Here is a 25,279-nt window from a genome sequence, read left to right as displayed (position 1 = left end):
CCAGCGACCGTCCGGATCGGACGGGCGGATGAATCAGAACAGCCGCATCTGTCGATTCGGCGGCTGCCGATGACTCATCATGCGGGAGACATCGACCGGAGCGGGTCAACCGTTCGGTCGACACGCCGGCGTATCGTCGTCCGATTCGCGACGCCGGCCTCAGCCGGTGACGCCCTCCTCGCGCGCCCAGCGCAGCAGCTCCGCCTCGGCCTCGTCGCGGTCCAGCGGCCCGCGCTCGAGGCGCAGCTCCTTGAGGTGCTGCCAGGCGCGGCCGACCACCGGCCCCGGCGGTACGCCGAGCAGCTCCATGATCGCGTTGCCGTCCAGGTCGGGGCGGACCCGGGCCAGGTCCTCCTCGGCGGCGATCCGGGCGATCCGCTCCTCCAGCGCGTCGTAGTCGGCCGCGAGCTGGGCCGCCTTGCGCCGGTTCCGGGTGGTGCAGTCGGAGCGGGTCAGCTTGTGCAGCCGGGACAGCAGGTCACCGGCGTCGGTGACGTACCGGCGGACCGCCGAGTCGGTCCACTCGCCCCGGCCGTACCCGTAGAAGCGCAGGTGCAGCCCGACCAGCTTGACCACCTGGGAGGTGATCTCCTTGGAGTAGCGCATCGCCTTCATCCGGTTCTTGGTCAGACGGGCGCCGACCACCTCGTGGTGGTGGAAGCTGACCCGGCCGTCCGCGCCGACCGCCTTGGTGGCCGGCTTGCCGACGTCGTGCATGAGCGCGGCCATCCGCAGCACGAAGTCGCAGCCGTCGGACTCCAGCGACATGGCGTTGCTGACCACTGTGAGCGTGTGCTCGTAGACGTCCTTGTGCTGGGCGTGCTCGTCGATGGTGAGCTTCAGGCCGGTCAGCTCGGGCAGGAAGCGCTCGGCCAGGCCGGTGTCGACGAGCAGGCGCAGCCCGGTGATCGGGTCGGCGCCGCAGAGCAGCTTGGTGAACTCGTCCCGGATCCGCTCGGCGGTGATCCGGTCCAGGTCGCCGGCCATCTCGGTCATCGCCGCGCGGACGTCCGGGTGGACGGCGAAGCGGAGCTGGGCGGCGAACCGGGCCGCGCGCAGCATCCGCAGCGGGTCGTCGCGGAACGACTCCTGCGGCGTCCCGGGGGTTCGGATGATCTTGGCGGCCAGGTCGGCCAGCCCGCCGTACGGGTCGGTGAACCGGTGGTCGGGCAGGCTGACCGCCATCGCGTTGACGGTGAAGTCGCGGCGCTTGAGGTCCTCGGTCAGGCTCGTGCCGTACTGCACCACCGGGTTGCGGCTGACCTGGTCGTAGACCTCCGCGCGGAACGTGGTGATCTCCAGGTTGAGGCCGTCTCGCTGGCAGGCGATGGTGCCGAACTCGCGCCCGGTCTCCCAGATCGACTCCGCCCAGCCGCGGATGACCTTGATGGTCTCGTCCGGGTGGGCGTCGGTGCAGAAGTCGAGGTCGTTGCCGAGCCGGCCGAGCAGCGCGTCGCGGACGGATCCGCCCACCAGGTGCAGTTCGTGACCGGCCCGGGCGAAGCGCCGGCCCAGCTCGTCGGCGACCGGCGAGACTCGGAGCAGTTCGGCGACGGCGTTGCGCTGCGCGGCGGTCAGTTCGCGGCGGTCGGCGGCGTGGGAGGCGGAGGCTTCGGACATGGGATCGCCAGCCTATCGGGCCGGAGGTGGATCGACCGCGCCGGGCGCGGGTAACGGGTCCGGGTTGACTAAGGTTCCGGTTGGGCGGGGCCGGCCGGGCCCGGTCGCCACGTACCCCCTGGAGGCTGGCAGATGAGCGGCGGGCTCTACCGCAGCGCGAACGCGCACGGCGACGGCCTGCCGCCGGACGACGGCGCCACCTTCATCTCGGCCGAGCCGCTGAACCAGCCCGGCGTCGAGGCCGTCGCGCCGCCGCAGGAGGTGGTCGCCGAGACCAGCGCCGCGGCGAACAGCGCGGTGATGGCGATCGGCAGCCTGGTGAGCCGGGGTACGGGGTTCATCCGCAACCTGATGATCGGTGCCGCGCTCGGCACGATGGTCGGCGACGCGTTCACCACCGCCCAGTTCCTGCCCAACCAGGTGTACGAGTTCCTGCTCGGCGGCGTGCTGACGAGCGTCCTGGTGCCGGTGCTGGTGCGCCGCCGCAAGATCGACGCGGACCGGGGCGAGGCGTACGCGCAGCGCCTGCTGACGCTCGCGGTGCTGGCGCTCGCCGCGACCGCGCTGATCGCGGTGCTGCTGGCCCCGGTGCTGACCGCCGTGTACGCGGCCGGCGGCGACGATCCGGCGTACACCACGCTCGTCACCCGGCTGTCGTACCTGATGCTGCCGATGCTGTTCTTCACCGGCATCAGCGCGCTGATCGCCGCGGTGCTCAACACCAGGGGGCACTTCGCCGCCCCGATGTGGGCGCCGATCCTCAACAATCTCGTCTCGATCGGCACGTTCGGCCTGTACATCGTCGTCTTCGGCGCGACCGGTCTCCGGCCCGAGGAGGTGGGCTGGGACCGGATCCTGCTGGTCGGCGGCGGCACGCTGCTGGGCGTGGCGGTGCAGGCGGTCGGCCTGCTGCCCGCGCTGCGCAAGGTCGGCTTCCGGTGGAAGGCGCGGTTCGACTTCCGCGAGCTGGGGCTGCGCGAGCTGGCCCGGCTCGGCGCCTGGATGTTCTGCTACGTCGCGGTCAACCAGCTCGGCCTCTTCGTGGTGGTCAACCTGCTCAACCGGGCCGCCGGCGGGGACGGCGAGAACGCCGGCCTGCTGATCTACAACAACGTGTTCCTGCTGCTGATGATGGCGCACGGCATCATCGCGGTCTCGATCATCACGGCGCTGATGCCCCGGATGAGCGCGGCGGCGGCCGAGAACCGGTTCCACGACGTCACCGCCGACCTGTCCCGGGGCACCCGGATGGTCACCGCGGTGCTCGCGCCCATCGCGGTCTGCTACGCGGTGCTGGCCGCCCCGATCTCGGTGGTGGTGTTCCGGTACGGCGCGTTCACCGGCGACAACGCGGTGGCCACCTCGACGGTGCTGCTGGTGGCGGCGCTCGGCCTGGTGCCGTTCGCGGTGAGCCAGCTCTTCACCTTCGCGTTCTACGCGCTGCCGGACACCCGTACCCCGGCTCTGATCAACATTCCGGTGGTGGCGCTGCGCGTGCTGCTCCAGGTGGGCCTGTTCCTGCTCTTCTCGAACACGTTCGCGGCGGCCGGGATGATGCTCGGCAACGCGGTGTCGTACCTGGCGGCGGCGATCATCTCGGCGATGCTGCTGCGGCCCCGGGTGGGCCGGATCGGGCTGGGCGGGATCATGCGGACGCTCGGCCGGGTGGTCGTGGCGGCCCTCGGCGCGGCGGTCGTCGGCCTGCTCGTGGTCGCGGTGCTCCCCGGCGACCCGGAGAGCCTGAGCTGGCTCGCCGCGGCGGTCCAGTTGGTGATCGGCGGCGCGGCGATCGGCGCGACCTATCTGGGGCTCGCCATGGTGCTGCGGATCGGCGAGATCACCGAGGTGGTCGGGATGGTCCGGCGGCGCCTCGGGCGTTGACCCCCTCGGTGACCGACGGTGAACGAGGATCACCAGGCTGGGGATACGGCTGTGGATAACTTGGAATTCCGCCGTCCAATGGGCCTCTCGGCCTGTGGACAACCAACCGTACGGACGAGGGAGCGCAGGCCGGGGCGGGGAAAACCTCCCCGCCGCCGCACCGGTACGCCCCTGTGCCGCCTCCTTGCCGTCAACCTCTAGATTGGCGGTGCGTGTCCGGCTCGCCCGCCGGGTGGGCGGGCGACCCGGCCGGGGCCCGCGGCGACTGGCCTTCCGGCCGGTCACAGCGGGAAGATGACATGTCGGAGAACCGGGCATCCCGGGTAAGGTCGCTCTCGACGGGTACGACCGGGATCGACGCGGGTGTCGACACCGCGGCCGTTCCACCGAAGGCAGAGCGGGAAGCCACATGCCCAGCAGCACGGGTCCATCGATCGACGCGATCACCGAGGGAGGACGGGTGACCCAGGTCGGCGAGGGTCAGGAAGCGGAGGAGACCTCTCCTGCGGTCGTGACCTTCGGTGCTCCCACGGTCGGTGAGCTGCTCGCGGAGCGGTACGAACTGGTCGAGCACATCAACAACGACAGCGCGGGCCGGTTGGTCTGGCGCGGTGTCGACGTGGTGCTCCGCCGTCCCGTCGCCGTGGTCCTCCGCTACCCGGGTGGCGACTCCGCCACCGAGATGCTTCAGGCCGCGGTCGCCGCGAGCCGCGTCATCCACCCCAACCTGGTCGGCGTCTACGACGCGATCGACGAGGACGACCGGGCCTACGTGGTCCGCGAGTGGGTCGACGGGCAGTCGCTGCGCGAGATGGTCGCCGCTGACGGGCCGCTGGACCCGGCCCGGGCTACCGCGATCGGCAACGCCGTCGCCAGCGCCCTCGCCGCCGTGCACGCCACCGGCATGGTGCACGGCAACCTCCACCCCGGCACCGTCATGATCAGCGACGACGGCCGGGTGGTGCTCGCCGATGCGCGTACCGACGGCGCGGACAGCCAGGAGAACGACCTGCGCGCGGTCGGCGGGGTGCTCTACTTCGCCCTGACCGGGCACTGGCCGCACGGCGAGGCCCCGCTGCACGGCGCCACCGCCGGGCACGGCCGCGCCGCCCTGCCGGACGCCGTCCGGGACGCCGGCGGCGCCATCGCCGCACCCCGGCAGATGCGCGCCGGGGTGCCGGCCTACCTCGACGACCTGACCATGGACCTGCTCGACCCGGAGATCCCCCCGCCGTCGTCGGACGTGCTGGCCGCCGAGCTGAGCCGGCTCGACATCCCCGCCGACGAGCAGTTCCTGGAGCAGGCCGGCCCGCTGCGCTTCACCGCCGACCCCGGCGAGGAGCCCTCCCCGCTGGCCGCGGCCGGCGGCCGCAAGGTCGCCATCGGCATCGCCGGCCTGCTGGCGGTCGCCCTGGTCGGGCTGCTCATCGGCATCAACGCGCTCGGTGGCGGCGACGACGGCGACAAGGAGCCGGTCGCTCAGCCGTCGAACAGCGCGCCGGCCACCGGCGGTGGGGCCGAGCCCGCCGCGCAGGTTCGCAAGCTCACCATCGTAGACGTCCGGATCATCGACCCGGACGGCGACCGCGCCGAGGTGCGCAACGCCGAGAAGGTCATCGACGGGGACGACGACGAGGGCTGGGAGACCAACACCTACCGGACGAACGCCAAGTTCGGCGGCATCAAGAAGGGCATGGGCGTCTGGATCGACCTGGGCGCCCCGCACTCGGTCAAGCAGTTGGAGGCCACGCTCTCGGCCACCGGCGCCACGGTCGAGTTGCGCGCCGGCACCCGCGGCGACTTCCCGTCCAGCTCCTCGGGCGACAAGCAGCTCGTCAACGCCTACTCGACGCTGGTCGGGCCGCCGAACGAGGACGGCGGCACCAAGATGATCTTCAACGCCTTCGAGCCGGACCAGAAGTACCAGTACCTGCTGTTCTGGATCACCAAGCTGCCGGCGAAGGACAACGGCAACACCTGGAAGCTCGGCGTCCAGGAGATCGTGGTCCAGGGCTCGTGACCCGGCCGCCGTCCCCGCCGCGCCACCGCCGCCGGATGTGGTGATGGCGGAACGCGACGGCCTGCCACCCGGCCGCTCCGACCTGGAGCTGCTGCGGGCGCACGTGGCCGGCGACCGGGACGCCTTCACCGAACTGTTCCAGCGGCACCGGGACCGCCTCTGGGCCGTCGCGCTGCGGACGATCGGCGACCGTGAGGAGGCCGCCGACGCCCTCCAGGACGCCATGCTGTCGGCGCACCGCGCGGCGGCCCGGTTCCGGGGCGACTCGGCGGTCACCACCTGGCTGCACCGCATCGTGGTGAACGCCTGCCTGGACCGCATCCGGCGGCGGCAGACCCATGCCACCGTCCCGCTGCCGGACGGCGTGCACACCGACGGCGAACCCGGCCGGCACACCGGCGGCCCGGAACCGGCCGCGCCGGCCCGCGACCACGACACCGCGCTCGTGGTCCGGCAGGCCCTCGCGGCGTTGCCGGCCGAACAACGGGCCGCGCTGGTCCTGGTCGACGTGCAGGGCTACCCGGTGGCCGAGGTCGCCGCCATGCTCGGCGTCGCCGAGGGAACGGTCAAGAGCCGGTGCGCCAGGGGCCGGGCCCGCCTCGCCGTCCTGCTCGGTCACCTGCGGACCGGCGCCGGCGCACCGGCCGAGGACGTGCCGCAGCTCACCTCCGGGAACCGCAGACGCCCCGAGGGCGTCGGATCCTCGTCGGGAGCGTCCCGGCAGGCCGTCAGCCAGGAGGAGCCGTGACTTCCCGGGAGTTCAGCGAGGTCGACCACGACCTGCTCGCCGACTACCTCGGCGGGGCGCTGGACGGCACCCCCGAGCAGGCGACAGTGGCCCGGCTGGTCGAGCAGGACCCGGCGTGGCGGGCCGCGTACGAGAATCTCACCGACGCGGTCGACCTGGTCGGCGCGGATCTGGCCGGCTGGGCCGCGGGCCCCGCGCCGGAGATGCCGCAGGCCGTGACCGACCGGATCACGGCGGCGCTCGCCGGCGCCGGTCCCGCGCTGCGCGACGGTACGCCGCTCGTGCCGGCGCAGCCCGGCGGCGCGAGCCGGCCACCCGGCTCGGCCCCCCGTCCCGACCGGCACAGCGGCCCCGGTCGTCGCCCCCGGCGCTGGGCCCGGATCGCCGGGCCGGTGGCGCTGGCCGCGGCCTCGGTCGCCGCGGTGGGGCTCGGTGTGGGCCGGATGGCCGACTCCGGCGACGGCGGCGTCAGCACCGCCGACCGGGCGGGCGGGGAGGCGGCACCGATGGCCGCCGCGCCGTACCGGACCACCGGACCGGCAGTGCGCAGCGGCACCGACTGGACACCGGAACGCCTCGCCGCCGACCGGGCGCCCACCGGAGCGAAGTCGATCCCGGGAGACATGGCCGGGCCGTCCGGCGCGGCGAAGGACGGCGCGGAGACGCCCCTGTACAGCGAGGGCCAACGCCTCAGCGCCCTCGGCGGGCTGGACCGGCTGACCCGGCCGGAGACGCTCGCCGCGTGCCTCACCGCGATCGGGGCCGAGCACGGCGGCGGGCCGCTCACCGTGAACATGGTCGACTACGCCCGCTTCCAGGGCGTACCGGCGCTCGTGGTGACGTTCGCGGACGCCGGCGGCGCCCGCTGGGGCTGGGTGAGCGGGCCGGAGTGCGGGGTACCCGGGTCCGGCGCGGACACGCGGTTCCGGACGCGGGTAGGGTGAAAACGCGGTCACGACGCTTGTCCCGCCACGTGACCTGACCCACCGGATGACCGGCTCGGGAATCCCCGCTTCGTACGATGGCGTTCTGCAAGTCAGGCGCCGGCGTCCCTAGAGCCGTCGGCACTCGGGATCGACATCGGTGCGGCCGGTGACGAACACACACATCGGGAGACGGCAGTGGACGAGGTCCGCAACCTGATCATCATCGGCTCCGGTCCGGCCGGCTACACGGCGGCGGTCTACGCCGCCCGCGCCAACCTGAAGCCCCTGGTGATCGAGGGCGTGCAGTCGGGTGGCGCGCTGATGACCACCACCGAGGTGGAGAACTTCCCCGGCTTCGCGGACGGCATCCTCGGCCCCGAGCTGATGGACAACATGCGCAAGCAGGCCGAGCGCTTCGGCGCCGAGTTCCTCACCGACGACGTGACGCGGGTCGAGCTGAAGGACACCGGCGAGATCGGCTCCGACGCGGTGAGCACCGTGTGGGTCGGCGAGACCGCCTACCGCGCCCGCGCCGTCATCCTCTCCACCGGCTCGGCCTGGCGTCCGCTGGGTGTGCCGGGCGAGCAGGAATACCTGGGCCACGGCGTGTCGTCCTGTGCCACCTGTGACGGCTTCTTCTTCCGCAACCAGCACATCGTGGTGGTCGGCGGCGGCGACTCGGCGATGGAGGAGGCGAGCTTCCTCACCCGTTTCGCCGAGTCGGTGACGATCCTCCACCGCCGCGACTCGTTCCGCGCCAGCAAGATCATGGCGGACCGGGCGCTGAGCAACGAGAAGATCAAGGTCGAGTGGAACACCGTGGTCGAGGAGATCCTCGGCGACGACGGCAAGGTAAGCGGCGTACGGGTGCGCAACGTGCACACCGGCGAGAGCAAGGTGCTCGACGTCACGGGCGTGTTCGTGGCGATCGGGCACGACCCGCGCAGCGAGCTGTTCCGCGGTCAGGTGGAACTGGACGACGAGGGGTACGTGAAGGTGCAGGCCCCCAGCACCCGTACCAGCGTGCCCGGCGTGTTCGCGGCGGGTGACCTCGTCGACCACACCTACCGGCAGGCCATCACGGCGGCCGGCACCGGCTGCGCCGCCGCGCTGGACGCCGAGCGGTTCATCGCCACCATCCAGGGCTGAGAGTTCCACGAGCAAGGTTCGGAGGAGGAGAGTTCATAGTGGGTGCAACCAAGGCGGTCACGGACGCCAGCTTCGTCAGCGACGTGCTGCAGTCCGACAAGCCGGTTCTGGTCGACTTCTGGGCGGAGTGGTGCGGCCCCTGCCGCAAGGTCTCGCCGCTGCTGGAGGAGATCGCGGGCGAGATGAAGGACCAGGTCACCATCGTCAAGCTCAACATCGACGAGAACCCGGAGACGGCGCGCGCCTACCGGGTGATGTCGGTGCCGACGCTGACCATCTTCAAGAACGGCCAGCCGGTGCAGTCGATCGCCGGCGCCAAGCCGAAGGGTGAGCTGGTCAAGCTCATCGAGTCGGCGCTCTGAGCCGTACCGACACCTCCGGAACCCCCGTCACCACGCCCGGTGGCGGGGGTTCCGGCTTCCCTGACCTGCATGAACGCGAACCCGCCGGGTATCGGCCACGGTACGCTCCGTAAGCATCCGTCGGAGTTCCGGTCCGCCAACGTCCGTGCAGAGGGGGTCGTCGTGCGTCCGATCCGACCCGGTGACCAGGGACCGGCGGTGGCCGAGATCCGTACCGTCCTCGCCGGCCTGGAACTTCTCCCCGCCGAGGCCGGAGGCGACGACTACGACGCCCAGACCGAACGCGCGGTACGGGCCTTCCAGCAGTCCCGCGGCCTCAGCGTCGACGGGCGGGTCGGCGCCGAGACCTGGCGGGCGCTCGACGCGGCCCGCTGGCGGTTCGGCGCCCGCGCGCTCTACCACGCCGTACCCGAGCCGCTGACCGGCGAGGACGTCCGCTCGCTCCAGGAACGCCTGCTGGAGATGGGGTACGACGTGGGCCGCGCCGACGCCATCTACGGCATCCGCACCTCCCGCGCGGTGGCGCAGTTCCAGCGGGAGATGGGCCTGAAACCGGACGGCTCGTGCGGGCCGCACACCGTCAACGCGCTGCGCCGCCTCGGCCGCAAGGTGGTCGGCGGGCGCCCGCAGTGGCTGCGCGAATCCGACGCCATCCGGCAGGCCGGTCCGACGCTCGTCGGGCGGACCGTGGTGATCGACCCGGGGCACGGCGGCACCGACCCGGGAGTGGTGGTGCCCGGCGGCACGCTCCGCTGGACCGAGGCGGACCTCGTGCACGACCTCGCCAGCCGGCTGGAGGGGCGGCTCGCGGCCGCCGGCGTGCGGGTGCAGCTCACCCGGGGCCCGTCGCCCGGCGCCTGCCTGCCGGACGCGGACCGGGCCCAGCTCGCCAACTCCCTCGGCGCCGACGTGTTCATCTCGCTGCACACCGACGGGCACGCCAACCCGGAGGCCGAGGGGGTGGCGACCTACCACTACGGCACCGACAACGGCGTCACGTCGGCCACCGGCGAGCGCCTCGCCGGGCTCGTGCAGCGGGAGATCGTGGCCCGCACCGGGCTGCGCGACTGCCGTACCCACGCCAAGGCGTGGGAGCTGCTCCGGCTCACCCGGATGCCCGCGGTACGCGTCGAGGTCGGCTACCTCACCTCACCGGACGACAGGGGGCGGCTCGTCGACCCGCGTTTCCGGGACCGGGTGGTCGAGGCCATCGTGGCCGGCGTGCAGCGGATGTACCTGCCGATCGAGCGGGACGTGCCGACCGGCTCGATCGACGTGAGCGAGCTGCGGGCGATCGTGGCCGCCGGCACCGTCGTCGACTGAGCCGCGACTCAGCTCGTCGAGCGGGTGGCGGGCGCCGGGCGGACCGGCCGCAGCAGCGTCTCCGGGCTCATCGAGCCGAGCAGCTTCTCCAGCGCGTACTCGACGTCCGACTTCCAGCTCAGCGCCGTCCGCAACTCCAGCCGCAGCCGGGGGTAGCGGGGGTGCGGCCGGACCGTCTTGAAGCCCACCGAGAGGAAGAAGTCGGCGGGCGCCACGCACGCGCGGGCCGGGTCGTCCGCGTCGTCGCCGAACTTGGCGTCGCCGAACGCCTCGATCGCCTTGATGCCGCGCTTGGTCAGGTCGCGGGCCACGCCCTGCACCAGCATCCGGCCCAGGCCGCCGTCGGCGAAGGCGGGCACCACGTGCGCCGTCATCAGCAGCGCCGCGTCCGCCGAGACCGGCGAGGTGGGAAACGCCATCGAGCGCGGGACGTACGCCGGCGGGGCGTACATGACGAAACCGGCCGGCATGCCGTCGACGTAGACGAGCTTGCCGCAGGAACCCCACTCCAGCAGCGTCTGGGAGACCCACGCCTCCTTCTCCAGGCCCGGGTCACCGGCCGCACAGGCCCGCTCCGCGGAGACCGGATCCAGCTCCCAGTAGACGCAGCTGCGGCAGGATCGAGGCAGGTCCTCCAGCGTGTCCAGGGTCAGGCTGACCAGACGTCGCGACATGAGCGCACCCCACCACTAGGCTCGGAGCGCCGGTGAGTCCCGCGCCCTCCTGCTCCCGACGAGCGATCGTACGCCCCTGTCCGGCGGTACGGGAGGGAACGCGCGAGCCCTCGCCCGGACGGCCGACGGCGGGTCCGGGATGTGGACGTGTCCACACGGCCGGTGCCGCGACCGTCACCGGGGACTACGATCGACCAACCGGCCCCCGCCGCCAATGGATGTCGGCATCGCGGGTACCACACCGGGCGGCAGCCCCGCCGACACCCGATCGAGGTGATGTCCATGACCGGCACGACGCTCGACGACTACACCGACCGGTACGCCCGGCGCGTCCGCGGGATGACCGCCTCGGAGATCCGGGCACTCTTCGCGGTGGCCAACCGGCCGGAGGTCGTCTCGCTCGCCGGTGGGGCCCCCTACATCGCCGCGCTGCCGCTCGACGCGGTGGGCGAGATGCTCGGCCGGCTCGGCTCCGAGCACGGTGCCACCACCCTCCAGTACGGCGTCGGCCAGGGTGCCCCCGAGCTGCGTGAGCGGATCTGCGAGGTGATGTCCCTGTCCGGGATCGACGCCTCCTGCGGCGCCTCACCGGAGGACGTGGTGGTCACGGTCGGCGGCCAGCAGGCCCTCGACCTGGTGGCCCGGCTCTTCCTGGACCCGGGTGACGTGGTGCTCGCCGAGGGCCCGACGTACGTCGGCGCGCTCGGGGTGTTCCAGGCCGCCCAGGCCCAGGTGGCCCACGTGCCGATGGACGACGAGGGGCTTATCCCGGAGGCGCTGGAGACGGCCATCGCCGACCTGGCCCGGGCCGGCCGGCGGGTGAAGTTCCTCTACACCATCCCCACCTACCAGAACCCCGCCGGCGTGACGCTGAGCGAGGAGCGGCGCGAACGGGTGCTCGACATCTGCGAGCGCGCCGGGCTGCTCGTGGTGGAGGACGACCCGTACGGTCAGCTCGGTTTCGAGGGTGAGGCGCCCCGGCCGCTGCGGGCCCGGCGGCGCGACGGGGTCTTCTACCTGAGCACGTTCTCCAAGACGTTCGCGCCGGGCCTGCGGGTGGGCTGGATCCTGGCCCCGCACGCGGTCCGCGACAAGCTGGTCATCGCCAGCGAGGCGCAGATCCTCTGCCCGAGCGCCTACGCGCAGTCGGCCGTCTCGACGTACCTCGGCACCATGCCCTGGCGGCAGCAGCTCAAGGTCTACCGCGAGGTCTACCGCGAGCGCCGGGACGCGCTGCTCGACGCGATGGCCGACCTGATGCCGGAGGGCACCACCTGGACCACGCCGCGCGGCGGCCTGTTCGTCTGGGCGACGCTGCCCGACGGGCTCGACTCCAAGGCGATGATGCCGCGGGCAGTGGCCGCCCGCGTCGCGTACGTGCCGGGGACCGGCTTCTACGCCGACGGCACCGGCGCCGGGAACATGCGGCTCAACTTCTCCTTCCCGACGCCGGAGCGGATCCGCGAGGGCGTGCGCCGGCTGGCCGGGGTGATGGAGCAGGAGATCGCCATGCGCAAGGTCTTCGGCGCGGTCGGCGGTGCCGGACCGCGCCGCCGCCAGGGCGGCTCGGACGCGCCCGGCCCCGACTTGGCATGATGCCCGCATGTCCGACAGCCCCGCCGCACCGCCTCCCGTGACCGGATCCGCCGTCGACGAGCTGCACGTGCTCGTACTCGCGGGCGGCCTCTCCTACGAGCGGGACGTCTCCCTGCGGTCGGGCCGCCGGGTGCTCGACGCGCTGCGCGCTGTGGGCGTCGAGGCGGAACTGCGCGACGCCGACGTGGCGCTGCTGCCCGCGCTGACCGCCGACCCGCCGGACGCGGTGGTGATCGCCCTGCACGGCGCCACCGGCGAGGACGGCTCGCTGCGCGGCGTCCTCGACCTCTGGGACGTGCCCTACGTCGGCTGCGACGCCCGGTCGTCCCGCCTCGCCTGGGACAAGCCGTCCGCCAAGGCGGTACTGCGCGAGGCGGGCATCCCCACGCCCGACTGGGTGGCGCTGCCGCACGACCGCTTCTCCGAACTGGGCGCGGTGGCCGTCCTCGACCGCATCGTCGACCGCCTCGGGCTGCCGCTGATGGTCAAGCCGGCGCAGGGCGGTTCCGGACTGGGCGCCGCCGTGGTCAGGGAGGCGGCGTCGCTGCCGGCCGCCATGGTGGGTTGTTTCGCGTACGACCAGACCGCGCTCGTGGAACGCTACGTACCCGGAATGGACGTGGCGGTCTCCGTGCTCGACCTCGGCAAGGGGCCGCAGGCCCTACCCCCGGTCGAGATCGTGCCGCGCAACGGCGTCTACGACTACGCGGCCCGCTACACCGCCGGGCGTACCACCTGGCACGCGCCGGCCCGGCTCGACGCCGCGACGACCGCCCGGGTGACCGAGGTGGCGCTCGCCGCGCACACCGCGCTCGGACTGCGCGACGTGTCCCGGGTCGACCTGATCGTCGACGCCGGCGGCGACCCGCACGTGCTGGAGGTGAACGTCTCCCCGGGCATGACCGAGACGTCGCTCCTGCCGCTGGCGATCCAGGCGGCGGGGCTGGACTTCGGCCGGGTCCTCGGCACGCTCGTGACCCGGGCCGCCGCCCGCCGCTGACCTCAGCTCTCCCGGGTACGCGCTGCGTCCGGCCGGTCGCTCTCGTCTCCGCCCTCGTCCCCCGCCTTGTCGTCGCCTTCGCTCGTCGGTGCGCTGCCCGGCGCGGTTTCCGGCGCCGGGCCGGCCTGCGGTGCCGGGTCGGGCTCCGACGGGCCCGCCGAGGGGTCTGAGACGTCCGCTGCCGCGTCGGACTCGGGGATCTCGTCCGCTGCCTCGATCACCGAGACGGACTCCTCCTCGGGCTCCTCAACGGCGTTCGCAGGGGAGGTCGCGGAGAGACTCGACGGCGCCTGCCATTGGATGCGCGGCGGCTCGGCCAACGGACGACCACCGAACTCGGCGAGCCATGCGGCCACCATGGCGAGGTTCTCCCGCCACTGGTCCTCGGAGATCGGCGGCAGGATCGAGTCCCACAGCGACAGGAACGTGCCCCGCAGTTGCAGCCGCCCGTACGGCCGGGCCAGGAACCACAGGTGCAGGTGCGCCGAGCCGTCGCCCCACCGGTTCACGTGGACCCGGGCCACCCCGTCGAGCGAGCGCACGGCCCGCTCCAGGCGGACGGTCATCACGCCCAGTTCGGCGGCGAGCAGGTTCGGCAGGTCGCCCAGATCCAGGTGGGAACGCGACTCCAGGATCAGGACCATCGGCAGGCCGGTGGGCCGGTCCATGGCGCGGACGCGCCACCGCTCACCGACCCAGATGTACGCCTCGTCGGGCGCGTTGCAGGCGGTGCACTCCCGGTCCGCCTCGCCACGGCGGGGAGGTTCGAACGGTACGGGCTCGTCGAGCTGCTTGACGCGGAGATCGCCCTCGAAGGGGAAGGACGGCCACTGGGTGAAGTCGGGAACTGAGGGAGGGGTGTCCGGCACGACGCTGACCCTAACCGAGTTGGCGACGCCTGTCCCTACCTGTTCCACTGGCCGCCCACCGGTTGTCCACCGCGTTGTCCACAGGCTGCCGAGATCACCAGCACAGCGCGTCATGCACTGCTCAGCAAGGGTTTCCTCGCTTCGTTTCACGTGAAACGGGGAGTGCCTGTGGACAACCGCTGTGGATAACCTCGAGTATCTCCGGGCCCGTTCTTCCAACGATCCGGCGACCGATCCGCACCGGGTGTCGGCGGCTCTCGTAGCCGTTTCACGTGAAACGGCGGGGGCGCGTCGGCGCGCTTCTCGGCTCGGTGACTCGGCGCGCTGACGCCGGGCCGGCCTCGTACCGTGACTGAGCCCTCGGCGGGTGCGGCCGATCGAACGAGGCGCCGCGGGGCGACGGGCGGAAGGTAAGTCGACAGACGAACCATCCGGCGGTTGTTCGTTGGAAACGGACCGGGCCGCGCGGATCTCGAGCCGGGCCGATCACCGCTCGGCTTATGGCCGGCACCGCGCCTCATCGCTTCGCGTTTCACGTGAAACAGCAGGCGGGTCCGAGCCGACCGGCCGAGCCCGAGCGGGCCACACGGCCTCGGGGTTTCCGGGCGGTCGCTGATCGGGCTCGCCGCCCTGGAGTCTGCGACCACCCGGTCCGGTGCGCAGAGAGTTGGTAGGTCATTCGAGGGGGGCGCCGACGACTCAACGGGAAGCCGTCCCCCGGGAATGCTGAGCCGGGCCGCACGCCTCGGCCCGTTGCCCGGGCTCCTCGCGAGAGTCCTCGGCTCGGCGGTCCCCGGTCCGGCGGTCCCCGGCTTCGTCCGCTCCCCGGCTTCGTCCGCTCCCCGGTTCGGCCGCTCTCCCGATTGAGCACTCCCTGGTTCGGCATTACTCGGTTCGGCACTCCTCGGCTCAGCGACCCTCGGCCGGCGCTCCCCGGTTCGGCGGAGCCCGGCTCAATGCGCCTGGATCGCTCACATGCGCGATCGGATCGGGCTCTTCATAGCGACTCCTGCGCGACCGCCACGGCCGGGTGTGCTCAGCCCTGCGGCCCGCCGGCGTCGTCATCCTCCGTTCGCCCGTGCCCTGGCTCAGGGCTTGTCGGACCGAGACCACGTCACTCAGGGACAGGCCGGCACGCTGGCCCGGGCAGGGCGGCCCGACGGCTCGACGGGCTTTCCGGCGCAGAACCGGTTCGCGTTCGATCGGTCGGCGACACCAGCAGGCGGCTAGACGGGGTGCGTCGCGCGGAACGCTCGAGTCGTTCAAGGAACGGCTTCCGTCTGAGCCGTCGCCGTCAGCCCTTCTGCCAGACCAACGAAGTGGGCGCTCACCGACTCGTCACCGCCGAAGGCGGCCCTCGGCACCTTTGCGCACTACGCCCTCGCGTACTCGGCCGCTCAGCGCTCGGGCGCGCGGCGTGCTACCAATCAGCAGCGCGGAGAGTGGGTTCACCCACGCCCCATCTCCCAGTCACCGGTTCCCGTTTCACGTGAAACGCGGAGCGAAGCGCGACAGCCCAAGCCCGGCCCGTCGACGGAAACGGCAATGACTTCCGAGGGGTCGTTCTCTCCGTCGACCGGAATCGCCACGACCCATCGCCGCCGCCAGAACGAACGAGCGGCACCGAACCAACCCGGATACAGATCCGGCCGCATCCCCTCATCGGGATGCGGCCGGATCGACAAACGGAGAAGGAAGGACTACGCCTCGGGCGTCCCGTCCTCGCCCATGCCGATGATCCCGACGATCCGCTCCAGGTCGTCGACGGTGGCGAACTCGATCGTAATCTTGCCCTTGCTGCGGCCGATGTCGACCTTCACCCGGGTGTCGAACCGGTCGGAGAGCCGGTCCGCGAGATCGGTGAGCGCCGGGGCGTGCGGCTTCGGCCGACGCTTGGCGGCGGCCGACTTCGCCGGCTCCTCGGCGAGCGCCAGGTGCACGAGTTCTTCGGCGCCGCGTACGGTGATGCCCTCTCGGACGATCCGCTCGGCGAGTGCCTCCTGCGCCTCGGTGTTGTCGAGGCTGAGCAGAGCCCGGGCGTGACCGGCGGAGAGAACACCGGCGGCGACGCGGCGCTGCACGGCGGGCGGCAGGTTCATCAGCCGGATCGTGTTGGAGATCTGCGGACGGCTGCGGCCGATCCGCCGGGCCAGTTCCTCGTGTGTGGCGCCGAACTCCTCCAGCAGTTGCTGGTACGCCGCCGCCTCTTCGAGCGGGTTGAGGTTGGCGCGGTGGATGTTCTCCAGGAGCGCGTCCCGGAGCATCGCGTCGTCCTTGGTGTCCCGGACGATGGCGGGGATGGTCTCCCGGCCGACCGCCTGGGCGGCACGCCAGCGCCGCTCGCCCATCACGAGTTCGAACTTGTCGGGGTCGAGCTGGCGGACCACGATCGGCTGGAGGAAGCCGACTTCCTGGATCGAGGTCTTCAGTTCCTCCAGCGCCTCCTCGTCGAAGACGTGCCGGGGCTGCTTCGGGTTCGGCACGATCGCGTCGACCGGAATCTCCGCGAAGCGCGCGCCGGGCACCGGGCTCAGCTGCGGCTCGGGCTCGGCGGCCGGCGACGGGGTGCTTGCGACGCCACCGGTGATGGCAGCAGTCGCACCAGCGGCCGGAGCCGCCGGCGACGCGGCAGCCGGCGACGAGTCCGGTTCGGTGGCCGCCGGTTCAGCGCCCGGTACCGGGCCAGTGGGGATGAGGGCGCCGAGCCCTCGGCCCAGTCCGCCGCGGGGACGGTTCTTCATGCGACGCCTCCCAGCGACATCTCCGCACTACGCATTCCGGCTCACCGGCTCCTTGACGCCTCGCTCCGCGATCTCCTGGGCGGCCTCGAAGTAACTCGTGGCTCCCCGCGAACCGGGATCGTAGGTCATCACCGACTGGCCGTAGCTCGGCGCCTCGGAGACACGCACGTTGCGGGGGATGACCGCCTGAAGCACCTTGTCGCCGAAGTGGTTCCGGACGTCCTGCTCCACCGCGTCGGCGAGCCGGGTACGCCTGTCGTACATGGTGAGCAGGATGGTGGAGACCTCGAGCTTCGGGTTGAGGTGCTGACGAACCAGGTTGATGTTGTTTATGAGCTGGTTGAGGCCCTCCAGCGCGTAGTACTCGCACTGGATCGGGATCAGCACCTCCTGCGCGGCCACGAGCGCGTTGACGGTCAGCAGGCCGAGCGACGGCGGACAGTCTATGAAGACGTAGTCGAAGTGCCCCGGGTACGCGGCGATGGCCCGCGCCAGGCGCGACTCCCGAGCCACCACCGAGACGAGCTCGATCTCGGCGCCGGCCAGGTCGATGGTAGCCGGTACGCACCAGAGGTTCGGGATGCCCTCGACGGCCTGGGCCACCTCTTCGAGCGGCACGCTGTCGATCAGGCAGTCGTAGACGTCGGGCACGCCCGTGTGGTGCGGCACGTTCAGACCGGTGGAGGCGTTGCCCTGGGGGTCAAGGTCGACCACGAGCACCCGGTTGCCGTGCAGCGCGAGCGCCACGGCGAGGTTCACGGTGGTGGTCGTCTTACCCACGCCGCCCTTCTGGTTGGCGACGCACATCACCCGGGTCCGGTCAGGGCGCGGCATGGTGACCTCGCCACTGGGATTCAGGATCTGCACGGCGCGCATCGCCTCCATAGCCAACGGTGGATCATCCTCTTCGCGCGTCGGGGTTTCACGTGAAACGTACGTGCTGGCGTCTACCTCGTCCCCGTACCCGTCTGCCTGTGGCGTGTCGGACGGCGCCACGGTGGCCTCGGGGGCGGCCTGGTACGGCACGGCCGAGACGGGCGGCTGGGGTTCGTAGCGGGTGGGTACGGCGGCGTTCGCCCGCACCGCGGGCGGGCGCGGGGTCGGTGCGTTCACCGGACCGTCGGCCGGATCGAGCGGATCGCGGGCCGGCGGTACGTTCGCAGGCGCGGACGAGACGGGGCGCACCGGCCCGCCGACCGACGGTTCCCGTCGCTTGGACGGCTGCGCCGGATACGGGGAGGCCGGTTCGCCGGACTCGTTCACCGTCCACTCCTGGTAGTTGGTTTCACGTGAAACGGGGTCGGCGGAGGGCTGGCCTCCTGGTCCGGTCAACCGTGGATCGTCGTACCTGCCGTCGTCATGCACCTGTCATCCCTACCCGCTCCGGATGGTCGGTCCGCACCCGTCGAATCGCGTCCGCGCCTCGCACGGCGCCGTCGGCTCGGCGGGAACCATCGGGTTCGGGTGCCGCCCGGCACCGCCGTTCCACACTATCGACGCGCGGTCAGCCTACGGCCGACGGGCGCGGTGGGTCCATGTCGGGTTGCGATCGATCGCGTCACGCCCACCGGTCCAACGACCGGACCGGGCGTGCGGAATGGCGTACCCGCTCAGCGGTCGCCGCGACGGCGACCGCCACGCGACCGCTTCGGCTTCTTGGGACGGCGCGGGTTGACCACGCGCTCCCGGACCACCTCGACCACAGTCGCCGGGGGGTCGATCACCCCTTCGCCACAGCGGTGCAGTTCCGGGGTCCCGCCGCCGAGGCGGATCACGGCCTCGGTGTGCTCGGTGATCTCGTCGGCCGCCGAGGCGCCCTTGAGTGCGACCAGCCGTCCGCCGGGAGCCACGAGCGGCAGGCACCAGGAGGCGAGCCGGTCCAGCGGGGCCACCGCGCGGGCGGTCACGATGTCGGCGCTCAGCGGTTCCCGGTCGCGCGACCCGGCCGCCGCCTCCTCGGCCCGCCCACGGAACACACGCACGTCCCGGGTCACGCCGAGGCGCTGCACCGCCTCGATCAGGAAGGCGGTTCGCCGGGCCAGCGGCTCCACGAGCGTCACGGTGAGGTCGGGGCGCGCGATCGCCAGCACCAGACCGGGGAGCCCGGCGCCGGAGCCGACGTCGATCACGCTGGCTCCCTCCGGGATCCGTTCCGCCACCACCGCGCAGTTGAGCAGGTGCCGCTCCCAGAGCCGCGGCGTCTCGCGGGGCCCGATCAGGCCGCGGACCACGCCGTCGGTGGCGAGCAGTTCGGCGTACGCGGCGGCCAGGTCGAGCCGGTCGCCGAACAACGCGCGGGCGGCCTCCGCCAGCTCGGGCGGCAGCGTCGCCGTCGCCGGGTCGGGGGCACCGGCGTCGCCACCACCGTCCACGAGGGACGGTCCGTCCGCCGACGGTTCCGCGAAGACCGGGTCGGCCGCCGCGGCCGGAGCCGCCGGTGCCACGTCCGCCGCCGGCTCACCGGAGAAGGCGGGCATCACGTCCACCGCCGGGTCTGCGGGCTCGACCCCGGGCACCACCGCCGGCTCGCCGGAGAAGGCGGGCTCGCCGGGGTCGGTCACGGCCTTTCCCGGGTACGCGGGGTCGGCCGGCCCGTCGTCGTCGGAGAAGACCGGGTCGACAGTGGGGTCGGGGCGCACAGCCGACGGCCCGGGCGGCATACCGCCCGGGCCGGTCACGGCTCCTGCCGTCGTCTCGTCGGAGATCACGGACCTCAGTCCACCGGCCGGACGACGATGCGGCGGTTGGGCTCGACGCCCTCGGACTCGCTCTCCACCCCGCTCATCGCGTTCACCACGTCGTGCACGCACTTGCGCTCGAACGCGGACATCGGCTCCAGGCGCACCGGCTCACCGTGCTCCTTGACCTTCTCGACCGCGTTCTTCGCCACGGCGGCCAGCTCCTTGCGGCGGGCGGCCCGGTAGCCGCCGACGTCGAGCAGCAGCCGGCTCGGCGTGCCGGTCTGGCGGAACACGGCCAGCCGGGCCAGTTCCTGGAGCGCCTCCAGGGTCGCGCCACGCTGGCCGACCAGGTTCTGCAGCCGGCCACCGACCACCTCGACGACCGGGCGGCCACCCGACACCAGCTCGTCGATGTCACCGTCGTAGTCGAGGATGTCCAGCAGACCCTCGACGTAGTCGGCGGCGATCTCGCTCTGCCGGAACAGGTCGCTCTCGGCCGGGGCCTTCTTCTCCCGGGCCTCGCCCGCGGCGTCCTCGGTCTCGGTGGCGGCGGTAACGGGGGTCTCCTCGTCCAGGGACTGGTCGGCGCTGGGGATGCTGGTCTCGGTCACGGGTCTCATCTCCGTACTCGCTCGGCCGGACCGTCGGGGGTCCGCTGGTCTCCCGGGGCCGGCGGGAGGTTCGCCGGGTGCCCTCGGGCACGTCTGTACGGGCCAGTTTCGCCCGTGTCCGCGCTCCGCGCGGTGATTCCGGCCCGGCGCCGACTCCTCGGATGGCAGCACGCGGCCGGAACGGGCCACCGCCGACGTCGCCGACGGTGGCCCTGTGGGCTCAGCCCTGTCGCTTGGCGGGCTTGCTGCCACCCTTCTTCGGGTTGACCGGCTTGGCACCAGGCTTCGGGCCGGCCACCTTCGGCGCGGCGGCCGGAGCCTTCGCCGGCGGCTGGGCCGCCTTGCGGCCGAACAGGCCACCGGCCTTGGCCGGCTGCACCGGGTTCTTGCCGGAGGTGCTCTTGGCGGCGCTGGTGCTCTTCGCGGTCGGCGGCGGCGGGAACTTCCGCAGCACCCACTGCTGCTGGCCGAGCGTGAAGAGGTTGTTGGTGACCCAGTAGATGATCACACCGATCGGGAAGATCGCACCCGAGATCAGCAGCGACAGCGGGATGCCGTAGAGCATCAGCCGCTGCACCATGCGCTGCTGCGGGTCCTCGGCCCACCCGGTCTTGAGGATCATCTGACGGCTGGTCAGGTAGGTGGTGGCGATCATGATCAGCACCAGGATGCCGGCGACCACCTTGACCGTGCCGGTGTTCGCACCCAGCCGGCTCAGTTCCTCGGCGGTGGAGCCGAACTTGCCGGAGATCGGCGCGGTGAACAGCGTCGCGTTGGAGGCGCTGTTGAACTGGTCGACGGTCCAGCCGTACAGGGTCTTGCCCTGGTTGTCGGGGCTGAGGCGGCGCAGCGTGTGGAACAGGCCCAGGAAGACCGGGATCTGGAGGAACATCGGAAGGCAGCCCATGAGCGGGTTGGCCTTTTCCTTCCGATAGAGCTCCATCATCTCCTTCTGGAGCGTCTCCCGGTCACCCTTGTGCTTCTCCTGGAGCTCCTTGACCTTCGGCTGGAGCGCCTGCATGGCACGCTGCGACTTGATCTGCTTGACGAAGACCGGGAACAGGATCACCCGGACCGTCACCACCAGGAAGACGATGGCGAGGATCCAGGCCCAGTTCGTACCGATCACGGCCCCGACCGGAACTCCGATGGCGTCCCAGGCCGAGTGCCAGGTCAGCAGGATCCACGAGATCGCGTAGTAGATCCAGTCGAGACTAAACACTCAGGCTCCAGTCACGTCGGAACGGCGGCGGTCGCCCGGCTCCGGAACCGGGTCGTGTCCACCAGGGTGGAAGGGGTGGCAGCGCGACAGCCGACGGACCGTCAGCCAGGCGCCCCGCAGCGCACCGTGCCGGGACACCGCCTCCACGGCGTAGGCACTGCACGACGGGTAGAACCGGCAGCGGGCCGGCAGTGCCGGACTTATCCACCGACGGTACGCGATGATGGGCGCCAGCAGCATGCGGGCACCGGTTGTGGGCGACGGAGTCGCCGTCGTCGGGCCGCTCACCGCGACCGCCGTCCGCGGGGGGCCCGCGCGGCGGCGATGGCCGCGTCCAGGTCGGCCCCGAGCCGGGTGTACGTCGCGTCGGCCGATGCGGGCAGCGCGCGTACCACGAGGGTGGTGCCGGCGGGCAGCTCGGCCAGCCGCTCGCGGACCAGGTGCCGGAGCCGGCGGCGGACCTTGTTGCGGACCACAGCGCCGCCGACGGCCTTGGACACGACGAAGCCGGCGCGGCTCGGTGCGGAATTCTCCGCACCGATGCTTCGCGCCGGCTCCGGCGAGAGTGTCGCGGTGGTGCCGATCGGCTCGGGGATGGTCAGGTGGACCACGACGGCGCCACGGCCGACGCGTCGGCCACCGCGAACCGCTGCGGCGAAGTCGCTACTGCGCCGCAGTCGTTGCGCGGCGGCCAGCACGACTGCCCACGTCCCCGGACCGGACCTGTCGGCGTCAGGCCGACAGGCGCGCGCGGCCCTTGGAGCGACGGGTCGAGATGATGGCGCGGCCGGCACGGGTGCGCATGCGCAGCCGGAAGCCGTGGGTCTTCGCGCGCCGGCGGTTGTTCGGCTGGTAGGTGCGCTTGCTCACGTCAGGCTCTCCGTTGTCGTACGCCCCGCGCGGCGGATCGCCCGGGGTCGTGTGCTGGTCCAGATCACCTGTCGGTGACCTCCGATCGGCGCTGCCGTGACACGCTCCCCGGCGATGCGGGGTGACAGCCACGGACAGCAAGCATCAATCACCCTAGCAGAGGGCGAGAGAGCAGCCGCTCCAGCCTACGCAGGGGCGCAATGACCGTCAAACGTCACACTCGGGCGTCCGACCTGCGGGCAAGCGCGACCGAAGGGGCGGTTTTCACTGATGTTGCCAAGGTCGTCAGGGTGTCGCCGGTTGATGCTGTGGGGTCCGCGCTGTTAGCGTGCGCGATTGCGGTCGGCGTCGGGGGTCCGGGGTTTGTCGCCGATCGGCAAGACCGGACACGCTGTTGAATCGTTCGGCACGGTGAACCCGCTTCAACGCCTCCGTGGATCGAGGGGGGCAGGTCCGACCCGCGTCCGGTGGGCGGCCACAATCGGTCGGTACACAGGCTGTGGATAACTTGTGGATGACGACCGGTCAGCCGTCCGGGCGGGCGTGAGAAGGAGCAGGCGAGGGGGTGGCACGACGGTGACCGGAGCGACCGACCTTGCCGCGGTGTGGACGGCGACCACCGACGAACTCGCCGACGAGATCATCTCCGCGCAGCAACGGGCGTACCTCCGGCTCACCCGCCTGCGGGCGATCGTCGAGGACACGGCGCTGCTCTCGGTGCCGGACGCCTTCACCCGGGACGTGATCGAGTCCCGGCTCCGCCCGGCCATCACCGAGGCGTTGAGCCGCCGGCTCGGCCGGCCGATCCAGGTGGCGGTCACCGTGCGGGTCGCCGACGACCCGAATGCCCGCCCGGCCGGCACCGTCTACCGCAGCAGCCCGGAGCCGCTGCCCGAGCACGACGGCGCCGCCCCGCTGCCCGGCTTCGACCAGCCCGGCCCGCCCGCCTCCGCCCAGGCCTTCCCGTCGCCGCGCCCGGAACCCGGGTACGCCGAGGCCGGATATGGCGAACTGCGCCCGGAGCAGCCGCTCGACGAGCCGGCCCCGCGGCAGCGGACCGCCGACGGCGGCCGCCCGCACCTCATCCCGGCCGGCCGGGACGCACAGGACACGCTCTTCAGCGCCGCGTTCGCCGAGCCGGTACGCACCGCGCCCGAGCGCCGCGCCTTCGACGAGCGCACCCGCATCGAGCCGCCCGTGCCCGACGCCGGTGGATACGAGCCCCGCTACCGGGAGAGCCCGCCCGCCGACCCCGCGCCGATGCGCGGCCTGCCCCGGGACGGCGCCACCGACAACGGCCCCGGCCGGGGTGGCGCCGACCACCACCGCCCGGGGGGCGGCCAGGCCGACCGGAGGCTCCCCGGCGGTACGGAGAGCGGCGGCAACCGGCTCAACCCGAAGTACATGTTCGAGACGTTCGTCATCGGATCGTCGAACCGGTTCGCGCACGCCGCGAGCGTGGCGGTGGCCGAGTCGCCGGCGAAGGCGTACAACCCGCTGTTCATCTACGGCAGTTCCGGGCTGGGCAAGACCCACCTGCTGCACGCCATCGGGCACTACGCCACGACGCTCGGCAACGCGCGCTCGGTCCGGTACGTCTCGACCGAGGAGTTCACGAACGACTTCATCAACTCGCTGCGCGACGACAAGACGAGCGCGTTCCAGCGCCGCTACCGGGACGTGGACATCCTCCTGATCGACGACATCCAGTTCCTGGAGAACCGGGAGCGGACGCAGGAGGAGTTCTTCCACACCTTCAACACGCTGCACAACGCCAACAAGCAGATCGTGATCACCTCGGACCGCTCGCCGAAGCAGCTGGCGACGCTGGAGGACCGGCTGCGTACGCGATTCGAGTGGGGTCTGCTCGCCGACATCCAGCCGCCGGACCTGGAGACGCGGATCGCGATCCTGCAGAAGAAGGCGGCCCAGGAGCGGCTGTTCGCTCCGCCGGACGTGCTGGAGTTCATCGCGTCCCGGGTGTCGAACTCGATCCGCGAACTGGAGGGGGCGCTGATCCGCGTCACCGCCTTCGCCAGCCTCACCCGCTCGTCGGTCGAGCTGTCGCTGGCCGAGGAGGTGCTGCGGGACTTCATTCCGGACGGCGCCGGCCCGGAGATCACCGCGGACCAGATCATGGTGTCGACGGCCGACTACTTCGGTGTGAGCCTGGAGGACCTGCGCGGCCATTCCCGCTCCCGGGTGCTGGTGAACGCGCGCCAGGTGGCCATGTACCTGTGCCGGGAGCTGACCGACCTGTCGCTGCCCCGGATCGGGCAGGCGTTCGGCGGCCGGGACCACACGACGGTGATGCACGCGGACCGCAAGATCCGTCAGCAGATGGCGGAGCGGCGCTCGCTCTACAACCAGATCGCCGAGCTGACGAACCGCATCAAGCAGAACACCTGACCGCCCCACCCTCGCACTGCCCTCGCACTGCCCTCGCCGCTCCCGCCACTCCATCGGTGATCAAGGAGGGCGGACGCGCGAACGTCCCCGCAGATCTTGGAAGCTTGGCGCCCTCATAGGGGCCGTTTCCTACCAAGATCTCGCCGGAGCTGAGCGCCGCGCCTTGACCGGGGGTGATCGGCGGCCACGGGAATCACTCACCGCTACGTCCCGCCCCTCGCTCTCGCCCACCGGCCTCCCCGTCGATCATGAAGTTGGCGGCGACAAACCGGACGCGAAACGCCGTTAACTTCATGATCAGCCGAAGCAGGGCGGGCGGAGCCGCGGGTGGCAAGTAGCCGACAGCGGGGAACTGTTGACCCTCGACCCGGTGGAGGGCCCAGGATCTGTCGTGTGTTCGTCCACAGCTCGTACCCGTTGTCCACAGCCCCTGTGTCACAGGCGGTGGACAACCACGCTTCGCACTCGGCCGGTTACCCACAGACTGTGGACAACTCCTGGGGACGACGCTGTGGACGCCTGGGGACGACTGTCCCGTTGTCCCCAGACAGCGACCAGCCTGTGGGCGAGCTGTTGA

General features: G+C 72.0%; 21 protein-coding genes. 10 read left to right on the top strand and 11 right to left on the bottom strand.

Features of this window, described 5'->3' with window-relative positions; all coding sequences use genetic code 11:
- Positions 1–159 precede the first annotated feature (159 nt).
- Positions 160–1,620: a CCA tRNA nucleotidyltransferase gene (locus tag OC439_RS08275; RefSeq protein ID WP_262012919.1), complete on the bottom strand. Its 1,461-nt coding sequence runs from the start codon at positions 1,618–1,620 to the stop codon at positions 160–162.
- Positions 1,621–1,752: 132 nt separating this feature from the next.
- Between OC439_RS08275 and murJ the strand changes: the two genes are divergently transcribed.
- The 7 genes from murJ (at position 1,753) to OC439_RS08240 (ending at position 10,029) form a co-directional block, all read left to right on the top strand.
- Positions 1,753–3,501, top strand: a complete 1,749-nt coding sequence (gene murJ / locus OC439_RS08270) for a murein biosynthesis integral membrane protein MurJ (RefSeq protein WP_262012918.1) — start codon at positions 1,753–1,755, stop codon at positions 3,499–3,501.
- 409 nt (positions 3,502–3,910) lie between these two features.
- A complete protein-coding gene (locus OC439_RS08265; RefSeq protein WP_262012917.1) occupies positions 3,911–5,521 on the top strand; it encodes a protein kinase family protein in 1,611 nt (536 codons plus the stop codon).
- A 43-nt stretch (positions 5,522–5,564) separates the two neighbouring features.
- The gene (gene sigM / locus OC439_RS08260) at positions 5,565–6,269 is read left to right on the top strand and encodes an RNA polymerase sigma factor SigM (RefSeq protein ID WP_262012916.1); all 705 of its coding nucleotides are present in this window, start codon (positions 5,565–5,567) and stop codon (positions 6,267–6,269) included.
- Positions 6,266–7,213 (top strand): hypothetical protein, encoded by a 948-nt coding sequence (locus tag OC439_RS08255; RefSeq protein WP_262012915.1) that lies wholly within the window; start codon positions 6,266–6,268, stop codon positions 7,211–7,213. Before sigM ends, OC439_RS08255 begins: the two co-directional genes overlap by 4 nt.
- Positions 7,214–7,390: 177 nt before the next feature.
- Positions 7,391–8,344, top strand: coding sequence for a thioredoxin-disulfide reductase (gene trxB / locus OC439_RS08250; RefSeq protein ID WP_262012914.1), 954 nt, complete (start codon positions 7,391–7,393; stop codon positions 8,342–8,344).
- A gap of 38 nt (positions 8,345–8,382) precedes the next feature.
- Positions 8,383–8,706, top strand: a complete 324-nt coding sequence (trxA, locus tag OC439_RS08245; protein WP_013289375.1) for a thioredoxin — start codon at positions 8,383–8,385, stop codon at positions 8,704–8,706.
- Positions 8,707–8,868: 162 nt separating this feature from the next.
- Positions 8,869–10,029, top strand: coding sequence for an N-acetylmuramoyl-L-alanine amidase (locus tag OC439_RS08240; protein ID WP_262012913.1), 1,161 nt, complete (start codon positions 8,869–8,871; stop codon positions 10,027–10,029).
- Positions 10,030–10,037: 8 nt separating this feature from the next.
- Here the strand turns inward: OC439_RS08240 and OC439_RS08235 are convergent, their stop codons facing one another.
- Positions 10,038–10,703, bottom strand: coding sequence for a hypothetical protein (locus OC439_RS08235; protein ID WP_013289377.1), 666 nt, complete (start codon positions 10,701–10,703; stop codon positions 10,038–10,040).
- A 282-nt stretch (positions 10,704–10,985) separates the two neighbouring features.
- Here OC439_RS08235 and OC439_RS08230 point away from each other — a divergent pair, with 282 nt between their 5' ends.
- Together OC439_RS08230 and OC439_RS08225 are read left to right on the top strand one after the other, a co-directional pair.
- The gene (locus OC439_RS08230) at positions 10,986–12,299 is read left to right on the top strand and encodes a PLP-dependent aminotransferase family protein (protein ID WP_262012912.1); all 1,314 of its coding nucleotides are present in this window, start codon (positions 10,986–10,988) and stop codon (positions 12,297–12,299) included.
- A 7-nt stretch (positions 12,300–12,306) separates the two neighbouring features.
- Complete coding sequence (locus tag OC439_RS08225) at positions 12,307–13,299, top strand: D-alanine--D-alanine ligase (RefSeq protein WP_262012911.1); 993 nt, start codon at positions 12,307–12,309, stop codon at positions 13,297–13,299.
- Positions 13,300–13,301: 2 nt separating this feature from the next.
- On the opposite strand, the gene OC439_RS08220 is transcribed toward OC439_RS08225, so the two are convergent.
- The 9 genes from OC439_RS08220 to rpmH all read right to left on the bottom strand — a co-directional run bounded on the left by OC439_RS08220 (position 13,302) and on the right by rpmH (position 22,293).
- Positions 13,302–14,168 (bottom strand): hypothetical protein, encoded by an 867-nt coding sequence (locus OC439_RS08220; protein ID WP_262012910.1) that lies wholly within the window; start codon positions 14,166–14,168, stop codon positions 13,302–13,304.
- 1,700 nt (positions 14,169–15,868) lie between these two features.
- Positions 15,869–16,909, bottom strand: a complete 1,041-nt coding sequence (locus OC439_RS08215) for a ParB/RepB/Spo0J family partition protein (protein ID WP_262012909.1) — start codon at positions 16,907–16,909, stop codon at positions 15,869–15,871.
- 27 nt (positions 16,910–16,936) lie between these two features.
- Positions 16,937–18,274, bottom strand: coding sequence for a ParA family protein (locus OC439_RS30270; protein WP_315985915.1), 1,338 nt, complete (start codon positions 18,272–18,274; stop codon positions 16,937–16,939).
- A gap of 245 nt (positions 18,275–18,519) precedes the next feature.
- On the bottom strand, positions 18,520–19,281 hold the full coding sequence (rsmG, locus tag OC439_RS08205) for a 16S rRNA (guanine(527)-N(7))-methyltransferase RsmG (RefSeq protein WP_402813040.1): 762 nt from the start codon (positions 19,279–19,281) through the stop codon (positions 18,520–18,522).
- A gap of 341 nt (positions 19,282–19,622) precedes the next feature.
- Positions 19,623–20,210 carry a protein jag gene (locus tag OC439_RS08200; RefSeq protein ID WP_135242593.1) on the bottom strand — a complete coding sequence of 196 codons (588 nt, stop codon included), beginning with the start codon at positions 20,208–20,210 and terminating at the stop codon, positions 19,623–19,625.
- A 211-nt stretch (positions 20,211–20,421) separates the two neighbouring features.
- Positions 20,422–21,423: a membrane protein insertase YidC gene (gene yidC / locus OC439_RS08195; protein WP_262012908.1), complete on the bottom strand. Its 1,002-nt coding sequence runs from the start codon at positions 21,421–21,423 to the stop codon at positions 20,422–20,424.
- Positions 21,424–21,663 carry a membrane protein insertion efficiency factor YidD gene (gene yidD, locus OC439_RS08190; protein ID WP_013477538.1) on the bottom strand — a complete coding sequence of 80 codons (240 nt, stop codon included), beginning with the start codon at positions 21,661–21,663 and terminating at the stop codon, positions 21,424–21,426.
- A gap of 44 nt (positions 21,664–21,707) precedes the next feature.
- Positions 21,708–22,121, bottom strand: coding sequence for a ribonuclease P protein component (gene rnpA, locus OC439_RS08185; protein ID WP_262012907.1), 414 nt, complete (start codon positions 22,119–22,121; stop codon positions 21,708–21,710).
- Between the two features lie 34 nt (positions 22,122–22,155).
- Entirely contained in the window at positions 22,156–22,293 is a 138-nt protein-coding gene (gene rpmH / locus OC439_RS08180) for a 50S ribosomal protein L34 (protein ID WP_013289388.1), read from the bottom strand.
- A 576-nt stretch (positions 22,294–22,869) separates the two neighbouring features.
- Between rpmH and dnaA the strand changes: the two genes are divergently transcribed.
- The gene (dnaA, locus tag OC439_RS08175) at positions 22,870–24,702 is read left to right on the top strand and encodes a chromosomal replication initiator protein DnaA (protein ID WP_262012906.1); all 1,833 of its coding nucleotides are present in this window, start codon (positions 22,870–22,872) and stop codon (positions 24,700–24,702) included.
- Positions 24,703–25,279 lie beyond the last annotated feature (577 nt).

The organism is Micromonospora sp. Mcm103 (genome assembly GCF_024519755.1).
In the GTDB taxonomy this organism is placed as follows: domain Bacteria; phylum Actinomycetota; class Actinomycetes; order Mycobacteriales; family Micromonosporaceae; genus Micromonospora; species Micromonospora aurantiaca.
Note: the sequence above shows the minus strand (reverse complement) of the source record. Positions and strands in the feature narration are given on the sequence as shown.